The organism is Vibrio sp. TRT 17S01, from assembly GCF_050113695.1.
Lineage (GTDB): Bacteria > Pseudomonadota > Gammaproteobacteria > Enterobacterales > Vibrionaceae > Vibrio.
This window is the reverse complement of sequence record NZ_JBNJOG010000001.1, coordinates 133,336-150,410: the sequence shown is the minus strand read 5'-3', so window position 1 is coordinate 150,410 and position 17,075 is coordinate 133,336. Positions and strand designations below refer to the sequence as shown.

Genomic DNA, 17,075 nt, shown 5'->3' with positions numbered 1-17,075 from the left:
ATAAAGCTAGGCCAAATGGCCTAGCTTTTTTAATCCCACTAACAAATAACAAAATCAAACTTTCGCAGTGGTTGCTGGAACTCTAATCAAGTAGTGACTGAAGGCTCTTTTTATTGCGAGCCATTTCGCTATAATCGCCGCTCTGTTCCCTAATTTACATTGGTTGTCTCAAACCATGGCTAGAAAACATATCTATATCGCCTACACAGGCGGAACCATCGGCATGCAGAAATCAGATCACGGCTATGTTCCTATCGCCGGATTTATGGAAAAACAACTAGCAAGCATGCCTGAATTCCACCGACCAGAAATGCCAGAATTTACCATCCACGAATATGATCCTCTAATCGATTCATCTGATATGACACCTGCAGATTGGCAGCAAATCGCTGATGACATTCGTGACAACTATGATAAATACGATGGGTTCGTGATTCTCCATGGCACCGACACAATGGCATATACCGCTTCTGCACTGTCTTTTATGCTGGAAAACTTGGGGAAACCTGTCATTGTTACAGGCTCGCAAATTCCTCTTGCAGAATTGCGCTCGGATGGTCAAGCAAATTTACTGAATGCCTTACATATCGCAGCCAACTACCCTATTAATGAAGTGACCCTGTTCTTCAATAATCAGTTAATGCGTGGCAATCGCAGCACTAAGTCTCATGCAGACGGTTTTAATGCATTTACCTCACCCAACTTACCTCCATTGCTGGAGGCGGGCATCAATATTCAAGTTAGTAACAACGTAAAAGTTGATGAAAAACCACAAGGTAAATTTAAGGTGCATACGATCACACCACAACCGATTGGCGTGATCACCATGTATCCAGGCATTTCACACGAAGTTATCCGAAATACGTTGCTGCAGCCCGTTAATGCGATGATCTTATTGACGTTTGGTGTGGGCAATGCTCCGCAAAACCCAGAGTTACTTGGTCATCTTAAAGAAGCATCTGAACGTGGCGTCATTGTTGTAAATCTGACCCAATGTCTGGCAGGCAAGGTAAATATGGGGGGCTATGCCACAGGTTGTGCTTTGGCTGAGTCTGGCGTGATCAGCGGTTATGATATGACTCCAGAAGCAGCATTAGCGAAACTGCATTACTTATTGAGTCAGGGCTTGTCTTATGAAGAAGTCAAAACTCAAATGCAAAAGGTGTTACGTGGTGAAATGAGCCTCTAGCACCTAACTTAAATAATAAAAAAACCATTCTCTTGAATGGTTTTTTTATTTCCAAACGCACTTAATCGCGATTGATGTTCACCCTAACAATATCGGTCTCATTCGCCGAAAATTGTTTTTTCAATTCAGCTTTGGATTTGAAATTGATCTCTCCACCTTTCGCCACCGTCATATGCTGAGCATCATCATTATGTTTAGATTGATACAGCATCACAGCTTGCATACAAGAATCTCGCTGCTCTTTTGAAAGTGGTGTACCCTCAGGCCACTTACCTGTTTCAACAGCATAAACCAGCCGCTCATATACTTCCGGTGTAATAGCGTTTAATAACTGTTGTGCATCCATGATGTATCCTTAATGATAGAGATTGCCATAAACCATAACCAGCAATGCAATTGAGTCAAGGTGAGGCAAAAGAATAAGTGTAACTGATCACAAGCAGTCGAATATGAAACCAATAAAACTAACGTTAGTAACAATGGTCGCCGTAAGTATCACTGGATGCTTTGAAGGCAGAAAAAATACCGAACAATTGTGCAACGACAATCCTGCGTTGAGGTGCGAACAACTCAATATCAATGACGGGCAATGCCGGGTTCCACGAACAGATTTAATTTGGCACCGTTTTGAAGTGCTAAAAAACCCGACAGACACACGTCAGATCAAAGAATATCAATTGATTAGCGAATACAAAAAATGCCTTGAACTGGCTTCGCAAATACAGCCAATCGATCAAACCGAATTGAAACAACGCCGATTTAATGCACTTATTCATTCAGGTGAAGAGCAAGAGCGCATTGCCCAAGAGCTAAAAAAATCCAACTCGCCTCAAGCACTTTATTTTTTATGGAGCCAAATTGGAGACGACCAAGCTAAACGAGCTTTTCTTCAGTTGGAAGGCTCACCCGCTCTTGAGACCGCAGAAATGCAATATGCTCTAGCGACCTTTTACACGAGCCGAGATCTAGAAAAAACCATCAAATTACTCAATCACGCACTTGAACTGTCCAAAGGGAATGATGTTAACCCTGAAATATTTAAGTCTCTTGCCAGTATTAATTATCGCTTAAACAATAAGGAACGAGCCTACGTATGGGCGATCGTTGCCAGCAACTTTGATGTCCCCATTGCGTCAGACAAAGAGCTGCAACTTCTCTATGGATTCAGCGATGCTAAGTACCGACAACTACAGGAACTCGCAGACGACTTAGAGAGTGCGATAAAATCAGGAAAATATCGCACTTCAATGACATCTAAAATCGATTAGAAAATTATGAAAGGATAGAACAACGAGCGGTGATCTATTCACCGCTTTTACTAGATTTGTTGAAAATTAACGACACAGAGTTGACACAAAATCGCTCTCCCGTAGTTTTGGGCCCATCAGGAAACACATGCCCCAAATGACTATCACATGCCGCACAACGTATCTCGACACGCTTCATTCCGTGGCTCAAATCATCTAGATATTTGATACAAGTCTCATTAACTGGCGCATCAAAACTTGGCCAACCGCAGCCTGAATCATACTTATTGTCAGACTGAAAAAGTGGCGCTGAGCAACAAGTACACGTATAAATTCCCGTCTCTTTATTGTGGAGTAATTTACCACTAAATGGTGCTTCAGTACCTTGTTCACGACAGACTCTAAATTCTTCGTCCGTCAACTGCTCACGCCATTGTTCATCTGACTTAATCATTTTTCCCACTCCTGATTTATTCAATTTTTTTCTTCCTTTTCTCAGTTTTTATATTGACTTTTTTCGCGAAAAACTTGCTAACGCCACCCTTTGTAGCACATACTTTCTCACCGTAAAAGTATGACTGAATTTTGAGCTTTTTTTAAACCTCTAAGTTATCTTACGCCAACTGGTGAAAACAAAAGTCAACATTAGGGTTAAAAATTAACCGATTGCGACGAATTGTGAAAAAAAGCGACGCTTTTTTTTGACTTTAAACAAGTTAAGTCCGATTATCTGTTGCAGATTTTGGCTGGATTTTGTAATTTTACTACCAGTTATCTTTAATCAGAAATTAAGTTGTGGAGCAACTATAATGACTATCAAAGTAGGTATTAACGGTTTTGGCCGTATCGGTCGTTTCGTATTCCGTGCAGCGCAAGAGCGTGCAGACATCGAAGTTGTAGGTATTAACGACCTAATCGACGTAGAATACATGGCATACATGCTTAAGTACGACTCAACTCACGGCCGTTTCAACGGTACTGTTGAAGTTGAAGGCGGTAACCTAATCGTTAACGGTAAGACTGTACGTGTTACTGCTGAGCGTAACCCAGCTGACCTTAAATGGGATGCAATCGGTGTTGACGTTGTAGCTGAAGCTACTGGTCTTTTCCTAACTGACGAGACTGCACGTAAGCACATCGAAGCTGGCGCGAAGAAAGTTGTTCTAACTGGTCCTTCAAAAGACGCAACTCCAATGTTCGTAATGGGTGTTAACCAAGACACTTACGCTGGTCAAGACATCGTTTCTAACGCTTCTTGTACTACTAACTGTCTAGCGCCTATCGCTAAAGTTCTTAACGACGAGTTCGGTATCGAATCTGGTCTTATGACTACAGTTCACGCAACTACAGCTACTCAAAAAACTGTAGACGGTCCTTCTGCTAAAGACTGGCGCGGTGGTCGTGGTGCTTCTCAGAACATCATCCCATCTTCAACTGGTGCTGCTAAAGCTGTAGGCGTTGTTCTTCCAGAACTAAACGGCAAACTAACTGGTATGGCTTTCCGCGTACCAACTGCTAACGTTTCTGTAGTTGACCTAACTGTTAACCTTAAGAACGGTGCATCTTACGAAGCTATCTGTGCAGCTATGAAAGCAGCATCTGAAGGCGCTCTAAAAGGTGTTCTAGGTTACACTGAAGATCAAGTTGTTTCTCAAGACTTCATCGGTGAAGTTCAAACTTCAGTATTCGATGCTAAAGCTGGTATCGCACTAACTGATAACTTCGTTAAAGTTGTATCTTGGTACGACAACGAAATCGGTTACTCAAACAAAGTTCTAGACCTAATCGCTCACATCTCTAAGTAATTAGAAATAGCGTTTAGCGAAGATCTTCGTTAAAGAAAAGGCGGCTCACGAGTCGCCTTTTTTGTATCTGAAATTTGAGCATAGTCTTCGACAATATACCAATAACTGTGAATACTACGTCGAGGTTCTTCTCTCCCTACCATAGGAAAACAGACGATGGATTTAAAAACTCTCCCAGCCCTAACTGTCTTGTCCGATAACATCACTATCGTAGAAATTGACCAAGTTAAAGTCGTACGCGTTATTCATGAGAAAGCAACGGCTGGTATCGCTTTACACGGCGGCCACGTAGTCTCGTTTACACCAGCAGGTCAAGAAGATCTGATTTGGATGAGCGAGAAAGCAATCTTTGATGGAAAAGCCGCACTTCGTGGTGGTATTCCAGTTTGTTGGCCGTGGTTTGGCCGTATTGCAGCACCTGCACATGGCTTTGCACGTACCGCAGAATGGGAACTGGTTGAACACCGCGAAAATGATAATGGCGTAATCGTTGAACTCGCATTGTTCCCAACAGAAGAAATTCACGACATCTGGCCTCATATGTTTGATGCTCGTCTGGTCGTTGAAGTAGCTGAAGAGCTAAAAGTAACGCTGAAAGTGATGAACATCGACGATGAAGCTTGGGTCTTCTCTGGTGCATTACACACTTACCTAAACGTAGGCGACATCAAACAAGTTCAAACCATGGGCATGGGTGCAGAATATATTGATGGTTTAAAAGCAGGTGAAGTTTGCCAAGGCGGCGATGTTCTGCAATTAACTGACACGATTGACCGAGTTTACACACAACCAGAAGCACAAATACTAGTGGAGGATCCGGTATTAAACCGCACGCTGAATGTAGAAAACCAAGGTCACAATTCCGCGGTATTGTGGAACCCATGGGCAGAAGGCGCACAAGGTATGAGTGATATGGCCGACAATGGTTATGAAACCATGCTGTGCGTTGAATCAACTTTACATGCCCCCACTATTGAGGAGGGGAAAACCCTTCAGCCAGGTGAGTCACACTTATTAGTAACCACTATTGGTGTTCAGTAAGAATAAAAAAAGGAGGCGTCAAGCCTCCTTTTTTAATTTAATAACAGACTATCATCTGCTAACTCTTCTCCTCGAACTTTCGAGAACATTTCTAATAGATCAGGAACCTTCATATTGCTACGTTGCTCCCCTTTCACATCAAGGACAATTTCCCCTTGGTGTAACATGACGGTTCTATCTCCACATGCCAATGCATCTTTCATTGAATGTGTCACCATCATTACAGTAAGGTCGAACTCTTTTACGATCCTCTTCGTTAAGTCAATAATAAATGCCGCCATCCTTGGATCGAGTGCTGCAGTATGCTCATCTAGCAATAGCAACTTACTCTCTGACAACGTAGCCATAACTAAGCTCACGGCTTGACGTTGCCCACCGGAAAGCAGACCAATGTTATCTCCCAACCGATCTTCTAAACCAAGACCTAAGATACTGATTCGCTCTTGAAATAGCTTTCGTCGCTGAGAAGACAACGACAAACTCCAACCTCGCTTTTTCCCCCGCATATACGCTAACGCCATATTTTCTTCAATGGTGAGGTCACCACAAGTTCCGGCTAGTGGGTCCTGAAACACTCGAGCACATTGACTTGCTCGCTGATCCACGGTTTGTCGAGTCACGTCCATTTCATCAATGATGACTTTCCCACCAATCATTGGTGTTTCGCCTGTCACCGCACCAAGCAGCGTCGATTTTCCAGCCCCATTAGAACCAATCACAGTCAAAAACTGATGTTCAGGCACCTCAAGAGTGACTCCTCTCAAAGCTTGATTCTCGAGTATGGTCCCAGGATTAAATGTGACCCTAATATCTTCCAATCGAATCATGCAACATCTCCTGATTCTTTCTCCTGCTCAACATGCTTCTGAGCAGGATCATTAATCTTTTTTGGCGTTAAGTTCCCTTTTATTTTCGGCGCGATCAATGCGATTGCGACTAATACGGCCGTAACTAGGTTTAAATCTGAGGCTTGAAGGCCAAACATACCCGTACTTAAAGCAAAAGCAACTACCAAGCGATAAAGCACCGAGCCAACGATAACGGCGACAACAGCAACCCATATCTTACGGCCGGGAATCAGCGTCTGCCCTAAAATAACAGCAGCGAGCCCGACAACAATGGTACCAACACCAGATGTTACATCAGCAAAGCTATTAGTTTGGGCAAATAAAGCACCGGCAAATCCAACAAAGCCATTAGATAAAGCCAAACCAAAATAAGTATAAAATGATGTGCTAGCTCCTTGAGCTGAAACCATTCGCGCATTCACCCCTGTCGCTCGCAACGCCAACCCAAAATCGCTATTAAGCAAGCGAACAACGAGCCATGCAGAAACTAACACTAATAAGCCAACGATGAGAGGACGGATTAGAACAGGGTCTCCAATGGCTTCAAACGGTGTAAGAATGGTTTCCTCACCAAGCAAAGCCATATTGGGCTTACCCATAATTCGAATATTAATTGAAAATGCTGCAATCATCGTGAGGATAGAAGCCAATAAATGCAATATTCCACAACGTACAGCTAGAAATGCCGTGACCCACCCTGTCGCCGCACCAGCCATTATCGCCATAAGAGTTGCAATCCATGGATTAATACCTGCAACAATAGCCGTCGCGGCAACCGCAGCCCCCATTGGGAAACTACCATCAACACTTAAATCGGGAAAATCGAGAACACGAAATGTTAAATAGACGCCGAGTGCGACCAAACCGTATAGCAGACCGATTTCCAACGCACCAAAAAAAGCAAAAGCAGACATACAAACTCCCTTTTCTGCTAATTGCGGACAACCTCTTGTTATCCGCATACGTATTATCGCTTTATTTCACGCTGGTTGCGCGAGCTAGGACGGACTCTGGCAATGCAATACCCAATTTCTCAGCCGCTTTTTTGTTAACGACCAAATCAGAGCCTTGAGCAACTTTTACATCCAAAGTTCCTGGCTCCGCTCCTTCAAGGATCGCCGCAACATAATCCGCAGTTTGAACACCAACTTGATAGTAATCAAAACCTAAACTGGCTATTGCTCCTTTTTCTACATAAGAAGTTGCGCCACCAAGAACCGGTGTCTTGGCTTGGTTTGCCGCAACAATCATCCCTTCGATAGCACTGGCAACTGTATTGTCTGTCGGCGCATAGATGACGTCAGATTTAGCTGCAATCGCCTGTGTTGCAGACTGGACATCCGCACTTTTCAATGCAGTCGCTTCCACCACTTTGATACCCTGCTCTTTTGCACTGGTTTTCAGTAGTTCGACCAAAGTAACCGCATTTGCTTCCCCTGGGTTAAAAACAACCCCTATAGATTTAACGTTAGGGAAGATTTCTTTAATCAATTCAACATGCTGCTTAACAGGTGAGAGATCAGAAAGGCCCGTCACATTTTTTCCTGGTTCCTTCATTGTTTTGACTAACTTAGCACCAACTGGGTCAGTGACTGCCGTAAAGACAACTGGAATTGTTCTGGTTGCAGACACTAGTGCTTGCGCTGTTGGTGTAGCAATGCCAACCAATACATCTGGCTTTTCTCCAACGTATTGTCTTGCGATTTGAACCGCAATAGCAGGGTTTCCTTGTGCAGTTTTATAATCAAATTCTAGATTCTTTCCTTGCTCATAACCCTTTGCTTTCAAACCTTCGACTAAGCCTTGTCTAGTCGCATCTAAAGCGGGATGCTCGACAATTTGCGATACTGCTACTCTTGCGGTTTTGGCCATAATGCTTGCCGATGATAATACCGCCGCGCTTGCAAGAACGGCGGTTACAATAGCTTTACCTGCTTTCATCTCAACTCCTTGAATTCAGCACTGTGGTGTGGATGTTGTGTTTCATTGTATTGTTATATTTACCTGTACACTAAGTGTGCAGATAACAACATTATTACCAGTAACGATACGGAATTGGAAGTAAGATTTAACAATAAGGCAACAAAGATTGATCGTCAGTCGTTATTTTCTTTCCGCGTGCAAGAGAATGTTTCTAGGCGTGATTTTCTTTGGACAAAAGGTCGATAACTCAACCTGATAACCACATGATTGTAGATATAGAGCGCGATCGTACACCAACCACATTTCCAATGGACGACGAAAAGCCTGTTGAATTAGGCTCAATTTCTCCATCTGCCAATAGCGTAGCTCTCCCGCTTCCTGATATAGCGAGAAATTCACATCAGGTAATCTTATTTTCTTTTTCTCACTTGCCCAGTAACAAAAAACTTCAAACCCTTCATTTAAAGAAGACTTTTTTATGCTCGGAATAGGAATGTATTGTGTTATACCCAACTGTTCGCGAAGTAACAAATCGAATCCCAGTCGATAACTCATTTCAAGAAAGCGGTGACGTTTAACTCGTTCGCCTCCCGTTACCGTTTCTTGCAAGGGTATACGCAAATCTTGCCGCTTGAGTTGCAAACAAGCCTCGCGCCCTTCAGCCGACAGAGGCTGATAGTCGTCATTCTGTATCAAGTGATAACAACAGGGTGATATCGATATTGCAGGAAGCCTGAGCTTTGTACCAATCTTAAGTAGGGAAACATGTAGATCACCACAAGCATGAAGTGCTACAGCATGTTGATTGACGTTAAACACTGATTCAACCTGTTGGCTTAACGCATCCCCCTGAACAAATGTCATCGGAAGTTTTTGTTTGTCAGCTTCTGCTTGACCAGACTGACAAAGGTCATCTTGGTACTCTAAACTCGTCACCAGTTCTGAACTTTCAGATGCTAGTAAACGCCCCAAATACCCCTTCCCTGAGCACCACTCCAACCATTCAGAGCCTTTGTGATGCTGTATCACGTGATAGCTTAATGAAGCAATTTGCTCTAGTTTTCGTCCGGGGATACCTGCATAACGACGTGAAGAAAAATCAAGCAAATGTTCTTCTCGACAAGGTAAAGAAGACAATTGATCAAGTTGTGCTAAATCAGGAATAAATTGGGTTAACCATAGATTAAGTGCCGAGGCATCATGCTTAAGTCGTTCTACTTCTTCGTCAGATAAACTAAACAAAGCTTGATAGAGTTCAGGGTAATGCTCAGCCCAAGCAGGTTTACCCGAGCAAGCAGAATAAAAAGGGTCAGCACGCCACAACGATTGATAGCGTGATAATAGTGAATCTAACGAGATAAAAACAGACTTCATGGCTCCCCCAAAAGTTGGCGTGTATTTTGAGGGAACCGGTATGAAAAGAAAAGTGCTATCGAACAGGGAGATCGATGTCTTTAAACATTTCCTCTATTTCAACATTTGACTTGAGTGAAATGGCTTGCTCAACAACAGGTCGAGTTAAATGAGGAGCAAAACGCTCCATGAAATCATACATGTAAGAGCGCAAAAAAGTGCCTCGACGGAAGCCAATGCTTGTCGTACTTGCCCCAAAGATATGGCTTGCATCAATTGCGACTAAATCCGTATCCTTGTCTTGATCGATTGCCATACTTGCGATGACACCCACCCCAATACCCATTCGTACATAGGTTTTTATCACATCCGCATCTGTTGCTGTAAATACCACGCGTGGCGTAAGCCCGACTTTATTAAATGCTGTATCTAACTCAGATCGCCCCGTAAAACCGAACACATAAGTAACGAGTGGATAAGAAGCCAGATCTTGAATGGTTATATGCTCTTTTTGCGCCAGTGCATGATCCTTCGGAACCACAATCGAACGATTCCAATGGTAGCAAGGAAGCATGATTGCATCTTGATACAAGTGCAAAGCCTCAGTAGCGATAGCAAAGTTTGCAGTCCCTTTTGCTATCGCTTCAGACATTTGCGTCGGCGTGCCTTGATGCATATGTAGAGACACTTTAGGGTAGCGAGCGGTGAAGCCTTTGATCACCTCTGGAAGAGCATAACGTGCTTGAGTGTGAGTAGTTGATATATTCAACGTTCCCATTTCTGGGTGCGTGTGTTCGCCAGCGACCGCTTTAATGCTCTCCACTCGCGATAAGATTTCCTGAGAAATACGAATAATATCTTCACCCGCAGAGGTCACTTGAGTTAAATGCTTACCACTACGCTCAAAGATTTGGATACCGAGTTCATCTTCTAATAACCTGACTTGTTTACTGATACCCGGCTGAGAAGTATATAGACTCTCAGCTGTCGCAGACACATTCAGATTGTGGTTCACTACTTCAACAATATACTTCAGTTGTTGTAACTTCATTCTTGACCTCGTAATCCCTTTCGACGCCCCATATCGAGCAAACATAGTTTATAATGTTTAGTTATAACGCCTCTTGAATAAAATTGATAGTGGATTTGTTGTTTTGTAGAAGCTCGGAGAGGAATTGAGCGAAGAACAAAGTATTTTGCAAGCAATGACTCATTATGGAATGATGGTCAGGTAATTTTCTTTAATTATCAAGAAGCAAACAGTCATAATACAAAAGAGCGAAATATGGATGCAGTGTTAGTTAAGATTCGTGTATCCTTATCTGCTAGCCATTAAAGACATAAGATACGGAATTTATGAATATTGGTTTAATTATTGCGTTAGTCGCAATCTTATTAGTGTTGGTCCTTGGCTACAACATCATGCTTCAATACAAAGTTAAGGTCGAGACAGCTAAGAAACAAGAAGGTGCACGTTACTTAACGATCATCGATGCGACAGAAGAGCTTATTGGGCATGCACACCACCTTCCTTACAGTAAGGAATTGTTGCTCTGCCTGAATAACCGAATCTTGGATGCCGTAGAAAGTATGCATCAGCTTGATCCCAAAAATAAGCAGTTAGCCCACCGTGTAGATCACGTAAAGCAACAAATTAAGCAACTGGATGAAACCTATCAAGGTGGCGAAAGTACCGCATTTAAAGTTCCTAGCAGCGACAAGCAAGCTATTGTGATGCTGAAACTGGTAAAACGTCTTCGTGATACAATCCGAAGCGAACACAACAAAGGTCGCTTTGATACTCAGTCCTATGTAGCCGAAAATGCTCGATTAGAAACAATCCAAATTCGTATTAATATTGAAAACGTAATTAAGCGGGCTAACGACTCAATTGTAAGGGGTCAGCCAGGAACGGCTGTTCAGTTACTGCGAAAAGGCTTAGACGCGCTTGCCTCTAAAAACGACAGCTACTCAAACCAAGCCAGAGAAAAACTGCAAGGCATGTATGACGAGCTCGAACAGAAGCGCCAAAATAAAAGTGCTGAAGAGCTTGAACAGATCGAGCAGAAAGAACGTAAAGACGATATGGACGTTCTCTTTGGTGAAAAGAAAAAGTGGTAATATAATCCCACTTCATGTTTTCAAAAAGGTCGCAGATGCGACCTTTTTTCTATTTATTTTTGCAAAGTGACCGCCCAATGATCGAACTAAAACAATACCAGTCACTCCTAGAGCCAATTAACGGCTTCCTACAATGCTCAACGCCCGATGCATGGGTAGAAGAAGCTCGTAAACCTGAAAACTTAAAAGTTGTCTTAATAGACCATTTATTGTGCGAATTAAAAGCAGGGCAATCTGCAATGTACCTGATCCGTAAATACGCAGTTGATCAATCAAGCGCTCATAATTTACTTGATTGGTTTAAACCCTACGAAGACTTTGCTTACCGTAAAACAGGAAGCCTTGAAACTCTCAAAGGAAAAAGCAATATCTCGAAAGCAATTATGGCAAAGTCAAACTCTTCATACAGCCAAGACTTGATTGATAAAATGGTATTACTGATCAAAGAAGAGTTACACCACTTCTATCAAGTGTTAGAAATTATGGAAAACCGCAGCATTGCTTATGAACCAGTACAGGCAAGCCGTTACGCAAAAGGTCTTATCAGTAATATGGCCACTCATGAACCGCAAACATTAATAGATAAATTAATTATTGGTGCCTACATTGAAGCTCGCTCATGTGAGCGTTTTGCCAAACTTGCGCCTCATATGGACGAAGATATTGCCAAATTCTACGTCTCTCTACTGCGTTCTGAAGCAAGGCATTATCAAGATTACTTAACATTAGCAGAAGAGATTGCTGGCAGAGATATCAGTGAACGCGTGGATTATTTTGGGAAACTTGAAGCTGATTTAATCTCCTCTCCAGATAATGACTTTAAGTTTCATAGTGGCGTACCTGCCTAAATAAAAAAGGATGCTTATCAAAGGCATCCTTTTTTACTTCATCATCTATATGACGTGAACTGCATTAAACCAGTGTTGCGTTAATCTCGGCTAAAACAGCTGCAGGATCGACAGCTTGTGTAATAGGTCGGCCAATAACCAAATAGTCCGATCCTGCCTGAACTGCATCCACAGGAGTCATAATACGCTTTTGGTCACCAACAGCAGCACCTGCTGGACGAATTCCCGGCGTGATAAGTTTGAACTCTTTACCTAACTCACTCTTTAACATTGAAGCTTCTTGAGCTGAGCAAACTACCCCATCCAATCCCGAAGCCTTTGTGAGTTTCGCTAAACGAATGACTTGCTCTTGTGGAGCAATATCAAGTCCAATTCCGGCCAAGTCACTCTGTTCCATACTGGTAAGAACCGTAACACCAATAAGTAGTGGACGGTCTTTTCCATAAGGTTCAAGGATTTCACGTGAGGCCGTCATCATCCGCTCACCACCTCCAGCATGAACGTTTACCATCCATACTCCCATTTCAGCTGCAGCACGAACCGCTTTAGAACATGTGTTAGGAATATCATGGAATTTGAGGTCAAGGAACACCGAAAAACCACGCTTATGTAGCTCTTTAACGAAACTAGGACCAAATAGCGTAAACATCTCTTTGCCCACTTTAAGGCGACATGATGATGGATCAATTCTATCTACAAAGGCTAATGCATCAGCTTGGTTATCATAATCCAGCGCAACAATGACTTTTTGGTCGATCATTTCATCTCCTAACAGGTTATCTATACATAAAAAAATGCAGCTGACAGAAACTGTCAACTGCATTAAAAACTATTCACCATCCAATCCACGGATTGGCTTAATCGTCCCCCACCCTTTACAGGAAGGGCAATGCCAATACATTGAATGAGTTGAGAAACCACACTTCCGGCATCGGTAATGAGGCTTAACTTTTAATTGTTCTCCAACGAGCTTCTGTAAAGTGCCTAAGCTCGCTTTAGCACGTCCTTCTTCTGCATCAGCCAGATGGTAGTCCATCAAACGATAAAAGCCCTTCATGGTTGGGTTTTTCACTAGCTGACGTGTAAGAAGTTCTTGAGCTGCACCAACACCTTCATGTTGAGCAACCAGTTGAGCCAACATTAGCTCGGCAGACACACCTGCTTTGTTTGCAATACACTGGCGCAGAAAATCTAATAGTTCATCTTCGCGGCCTAAATGGTGATAGCAATCCGCTAAAGTTGGTAAAACTTCACTAATAAAGTCGGTATCTTGCTCCAGCACCATCTCCATATACTTAATGGTGTTGGTGTAATCTTCGTTCTCTAGGTATAGCTTACCCAAAGCGATGCTAGCACGAGCACATTTTGCATCTTCATCTAACGCACGTTTGAAGTATTGAATGGCTTTCGCATCATTCCCATCAGCTTTTTCTTGCATTGCTAGTTCACAGCAGAAATGGGCAATTGATGTTTTCATTCGCTTTCTGCCTAATTTAACAAGCAGTGACGCGTAATGAATGGCTTTATTCCATTCTCTTGTCTGTTGATAAATCGCCACTAACTGTTGCAGAGCCGCTTCTTTGTGATCGGGTTCATCGACCAACTGTTCGAAAATACGTTCTGCTCGGTCGAGAAACCCTGACGCCATGTAATCTTTGGCAAGTTGTTGGAGCGCGATGTTTTTTTGGTCAATAGTCAGACCAGAACGAGAGATTAGATTTTGGTGAATACGGATCGCGCGGTCAACCTCTCCCCGGGAGCGGAATAGGTTGCCTAGAGCCAAGTGAGTATCAATCGTGTCGTTGTCAACTTGCAACAATTCAATAAAGTGGTCAACAGCTTTATCGGATTGATCAGAAAGCAGCAAGTTTAATCCCGTCACATACTGACGGGATATTTGATGGGATTGCTTCTGCTTGTCTTGCTGAGCACTGCGATTACCCATATACCAGCCATAAGCTGCAGCAATCGGCAACAACAAGAAGAGTATTTCCAGCATTGAGTGAAAAGCCTACCTATAACTTTGATTACGCTTTATTTTCTTCAATAGGCTGTGAGGCGGATAGCTTATTTAGTTGCTTATTCAGCTTACGAATTTGCAGTCGAGATTTTAGATGTAAGCTACCAAAAATCGCCCAAGCCAGTGCAAATCCTACCACGAATACTCCGCCAAGTAATGTAGATAAGTGGAAATCGCCTTGTGCAATAAGATAGTTAAACGTTACCACCGCTTGATTTTGAGAGCCTAATGCTAAAGCAATAAGAAATAGCGCAAGCGCGATAACAATTTTTATAATTTTCATAGTCCATCACCTTTCCAGTAATTGCCGCTACGATTATGCAGTAAAAGCTTGAAACAAACCATGATTTCAGCGCTTTCTCCATGATAAAAAAGCGGCATACCAAAAGTATGCCGCTTCACATGTCTCTTAAATAAGATTAGCCTAGATTAACGCGCTCTCTCAGCTCTTTTCCTGGCTTAAAGTGAGGAACAAATTTTCCTTCAAGCTCCACTTTATCACCAGTTTTTGGATTGCGCCCAACACGTGGCTCACGATAATGCAGAGAGAAACTACCAAAACCTCGGATTTCGATTCTGTCACCACGCTCTAGAGTCGTCGCCATATGTTCTAGGATATCTTTCACTGCGTCTTCGATCTCTTTCGCTGAAAGGTGAGTTTGTTCAGCACAGAGTCTTTCTATTAATTCAGACTTAGTCATAGTTTCCCTCATAGAGTAATTTATCACTTATTATAGTAAGTAATACCAATTCCAACAAACACTTGCTTTAAATTCTAGTCAAAATTTAATCAAAATGTGGTTTGTGCGAAGTGACTGTTCTCACAACTCTAACGTTATTGGAATTAGTATTGTTCTACGTCATTCGATAAAAAAGGAGCCTTTCGGCTCCTTTTTTCTGGCTTTAGCAGAGTAAATTACTCGCCTTTAGCTGCTTTGAAAGCGTCAGCCATAGCGTTACCGAATGAAGCATCATCTTGCTTGTTCAGTGAAGCCATTGCTTCTTGCTCTTCAGCTTCGTCTTTAGCTTTGATAGATAGGTTGATTACGCGGTTCTTACGGTCAACACCTGTGAACTTCGCTTCAACGCTGTCACCAACACTTAGGATTAGAGAAGCATCTTCAACGCGGTCACGAGCTACTTCAGACGCACGGATGTAACCTTCAACGCCTTCTTCTAGTTCGATTGTCGCGCCTTTAGCGTCAACAGAAGTAACAGTACCGTTAACTAGAGCACCTTTCTTCTTCTCAGATACGTAAGCATTGAATGGGTCATTTTCCATTTGCTTAACGCCTAGAGAGATACGCTCACGCTCTGCGTCTACTGCTAGAACAACTGCAGAGATCTCGTCACCTTTCTTGTACTCACGTACAGCTTCTTCACCTGGAACGTTCCAAGAGATGTCAGATAGGTGAACTAGACCGTCGATGCCGCCTTCTAGACCGATGAAGATACCGAAGTCAGTGATAGACTTGATCTTACCAGTTACTTTGTCGCCTTTAGCTTGCGCTTCAGCGAATGACTGCCATGGGTTAGCTTTACACTGTTTCAGACCTAGAGAAATACGACGACGTTCTTCGTCGATCTCAAGAACCATAACCTCAACTTCGTCGCCAACATTGACAACTTTAGATGGGTGGATGTTCTTGTTAGTCCAATCCATTTCTGAAACGTGTACTAGACCTTCAACGCCTTCTTCGATTTCAACGAAACAGCCGTAGTCAGTTAGGTTAGTAACGCGACCAGATAGTTTGTGACCTTCTGGGTAACGCTTAGCGATTGCTACCCATGGATCTTCACCTAGCTGCTTAAGACCTAGTGATACACGAGTGCGCTCACGATCGAACTTAAGAACTTTAACTAGGATTTCATCACCAACGTTTACGATCTCAGATGGGTGTTTAACACGCTTCCAAGCCATATCTGTGATGTGTAGAAGGCCGTCAACACCGCCTAGATCTACGAACGCACCGTAGTCAGTAAGGTTCTTAACGATACCTTTAACTTCAGAACCTTCTTGTAGAGTTTCTAGAAGTTCATCACGTTCAACGCTGTTTTCAGATTCGATAACTGCGCGACGAGAAACAACTACGTTGTTGCGCTTCTGGTCAAGTTTGATAACTTTGAACTCTAGCTCTTTGTTTTCTAGGTGAGCAGTGTCACGGATAGGACGTACGTCTACTAGAGAACCAGGAAGGAAAGCACGGATACCGTTTAGTTCAACAGTGAAACCGCCTTTAACTTTACCGTTGATGATACCAACAACAGTTTCAGCTTCTTCGTAAGCTTTCTCAAGAACGATCCAAGCTTCGTGACGCTTCGCTTTCTCACGAGAAAGCTGAGTTTCACCGAAACCGTCTTCAACAGCGTCTAGAGCTACGTCTACTTCAGAACCAACTTCAACTTCAAGTTCGCCAGCAGCGTTCTTGAATTGTTCAGCAGGGATTGCAGACTCAGACTTAAGACCAGCGTCAACAAGAACGAAACCGTTCTCGATAGCTACTACAGTACCTTTAACGATAGTACCTTGTTGGAATTCAGTCTCGTTTAGAAACTCTTCAAAGAGTTGAGCAAAAGATTCAGTCATTTATTTAATCTTCAATAAATTAAACGTCCACGGGTTTCCTACCACATGGGGTTATTAACTTCGCCAGCCATCATCCTTGCGGCCAACGCTCTG

The 17,075-nt window shown here is 42.8% G+C and carries 18 protein-coding genes; 6 read left to right on the top strand and 12 right to left on the bottom strand.

The genetic code is table 11. The features are described 5' to 3' along the window. Positions 1–175: 175 nt before the first annotated feature. Complete coding sequence (gene ansA, locus ACQEXS_RS00640; protein ID WP_427012477.1) at positions 176–1,189, top strand: asparaginase; 1,014 nt, start codon at positions 176–178, stop codon at positions 1,187–1,189. Positions 1,190–1,250: 61 nt separating this feature from the next. Here ansA and ACQEXS_RS00635 read toward each other — a convergent pair whose 3' ends face one another. Further along, positions 1,251–1,535, bottom strand: coding sequence for a YeaC family protein (locus ACQEXS_RS00635; protein WP_367988567.1), 285 nt, complete (start codon positions 1,533–1,535; stop codon positions 1,251–1,253). A gap of 103 nt (positions 1,536–1,638) precedes the next feature. On the opposite strand from ACQEXS_RS00635, the gene ACQEXS_RS00630 reads away from it, so the two are divergent. Beyond that, complete coding sequence (locus ACQEXS_RS00630) at positions 1,639–2,457, top strand: DUF2989 domain-containing protein (protein WP_427012476.1); 819 nt, start codon at positions 1,639–1,641, stop codon at positions 2,455–2,457. Positions 2,458–2,491: 34 nt separating this feature from the next. Here ACQEXS_RS00630 and msrB read toward each other — a convergent pair whose 3' ends face one another. Continuing rightward, positions 2,492–2,890: a peptide-methionine (R)-S-oxide reductase MsrB gene (gene msrB / locus ACQEXS_RS00625; protein ID WP_427012475.1), complete on the bottom strand. Its 399-nt coding sequence runs from the start codon at positions 2,888–2,890 to the stop codon at positions 2,492–2,494. Between the two features lie 355 nt (positions 2,891–3,245). Between msrB and gap the strand changes: the two genes are divergently transcribed. Beyond that, positions 3,246–4,241 (top strand): type I glyceraldehyde-3-phosphate dehydrogenase, encoded by a 996-nt coding sequence (gene gap, locus ACQEXS_RS00620; protein ID WP_367988564.1) that lies wholly within the window; start codon positions 3,246–3,248, stop codon positions 4,239–4,241. Between the two features lie 156 nt (positions 4,242–4,397). Next, positions 4,398–5,282 carry a D-hexose-6-phosphate mutarotase gene (locus ACQEXS_RS00615; protein ID WP_427012474.1) on the top strand — a complete coding sequence of 295 codons (885 nt, stop codon included), beginning with the start codon at positions 4,398–4,400 and terminating at the stop codon, positions 5,280–5,282. Between the two features lie 32 nt (positions 5,283–5,314). Here ACQEXS_RS00615 and ACQEXS_RS00610 read toward each other — a convergent pair whose 3' ends face one another. The 5 genes from ACQEXS_RS00610 to cysB form a co-directional block, all read right to left on the bottom strand. Beyond that, positions 5,315–6,109, bottom strand: a complete 795-nt coding sequence (locus tag ACQEXS_RS00610) for an ABC transporter ATP-binding protein (protein WP_367988562.1) — start codon at positions 6,107–6,109, stop codon at positions 5,315–5,317. Beyond that, entirely contained in the window at positions 6,106–7,044 is a 939-nt protein-coding gene (locus tag ACQEXS_RS00605; protein WP_427012473.1) for an ABC transporter permease, read from the bottom strand. The genes ACQEXS_RS00610 and ACQEXS_RS00605 overlap by 4 nt, the downstream gene beginning before the upstream one ends. Positions 7,045–7,105: 61 nt before the next feature. Continuing rightward, positions 7,106–8,071, bottom strand: coding sequence for an ABC transporter substrate-binding protein (locus ACQEXS_RS00600; RefSeq protein WP_427012472.1), 966 nt, complete (start codon positions 8,069–8,071; stop codon positions 7,106–7,108). 162 nt (positions 8,072–8,233) lie between these two features. Beyond that, complete coding sequence (locus ACQEXS_RS00595; protein ID WP_367988559.1) at positions 8,234–9,427, bottom strand: methyltransferase; 1,194 nt, start codon at positions 9,425–9,427, stop codon at positions 8,234–8,236. A gap of 55 nt (positions 9,428–9,482) precedes the next feature. Next, positions 9,483–10,457, bottom strand: a complete 975-nt coding sequence (gene cysB, locus ACQEXS_RS00590) for an HTH-type transcriptional regulator CysB (protein WP_367988558.1) — start codon at positions 10,455–10,457, stop codon at positions 9,483–9,485. 305 nt (positions 10,458–10,762) lie between these two features. On the opposite strand from cysB, the gene ACQEXS_RS00585 reads away from it, so the two are divergent. Both ACQEXS_RS00585 and miaE read left to right on the top strand, forming a co-directional pair. Then, positions 10,763–11,527 (top strand): DNA repair protein, encoded by a 765-nt coding sequence (locus ACQEXS_RS00585; RefSeq protein ID WP_367988557.1) that lies wholly within the window; start codon positions 10,763–10,765, stop codon positions 11,525–11,527. A 77-nt stretch (positions 11,528–11,604) separates the two neighbouring features. Next, positions 11,605–12,375, top strand: a complete 771-nt coding sequence (miaE, locus tag ACQEXS_RS00580) for a tRNA isopentenyl-2-thiomethyl-A-37 hydroxylase MiaE (protein WP_427010957.1) — start codon at positions 11,605–11,607, stop codon at positions 12,373–12,375. A 64-nt stretch (positions 12,376–12,439) separates the two neighbouring features. Here the strand turns inward: miaE and pyrF are convergent, their stop codons facing one another. The 5 genes from pyrF to rpsA form a co-directional block, all read right to left on the bottom strand. Further along, positions 12,440–13,135, bottom strand: coding sequence for an orotidine-5'-phosphate decarboxylase (gene pyrF, locus ACQEXS_RS00575; protein WP_427012471.1), 696 nt, complete (start codon positions 13,133–13,135; stop codon positions 12,440–12,442). A 69-nt stretch (positions 13,136–13,204) separates the two neighbouring features. Next, entirely contained in the window at positions 13,205–14,374 is a 1,170-nt protein-coding gene (gene lapB / locus ACQEXS_RS00570; protein WP_427010958.1) for a lipopolysaccharide assembly protein LapB, read from the bottom strand. Between the two features lie 28 nt (positions 14,375–14,402). Then, on the bottom strand, positions 14,403–14,678 hold the full coding sequence (locus ACQEXS_RS00565) for a LapA family protein (protein ID WP_367988553.1): 276 nt from the start codon (positions 14,676–14,678) through the stop codon (positions 14,403–14,405). A 136-nt stretch (positions 14,679–14,814) separates the two neighbouring features. Then, positions 14,815–15,096, bottom strand: a complete 282-nt coding sequence (ihfB, locus tag ACQEXS_RS00560; protein WP_367988552.1) for an integration host factor subunit beta — start codon at positions 15,094–15,096, stop codon at positions 14,815–14,817. A 215-nt stretch (positions 15,097–15,311) separates the two neighbouring features. Then, a complete protein-coding gene (rpsA, locus tag ACQEXS_RS00555) occupies positions 15,312–16,982 on the bottom strand; it encodes a 30S ribosomal protein S1 (RefSeq protein WP_367988551.1) in 1,671 nt (556 codons plus the stop codon). Positions 16,983–17,075: the final 93 nt, after the last annotated feature.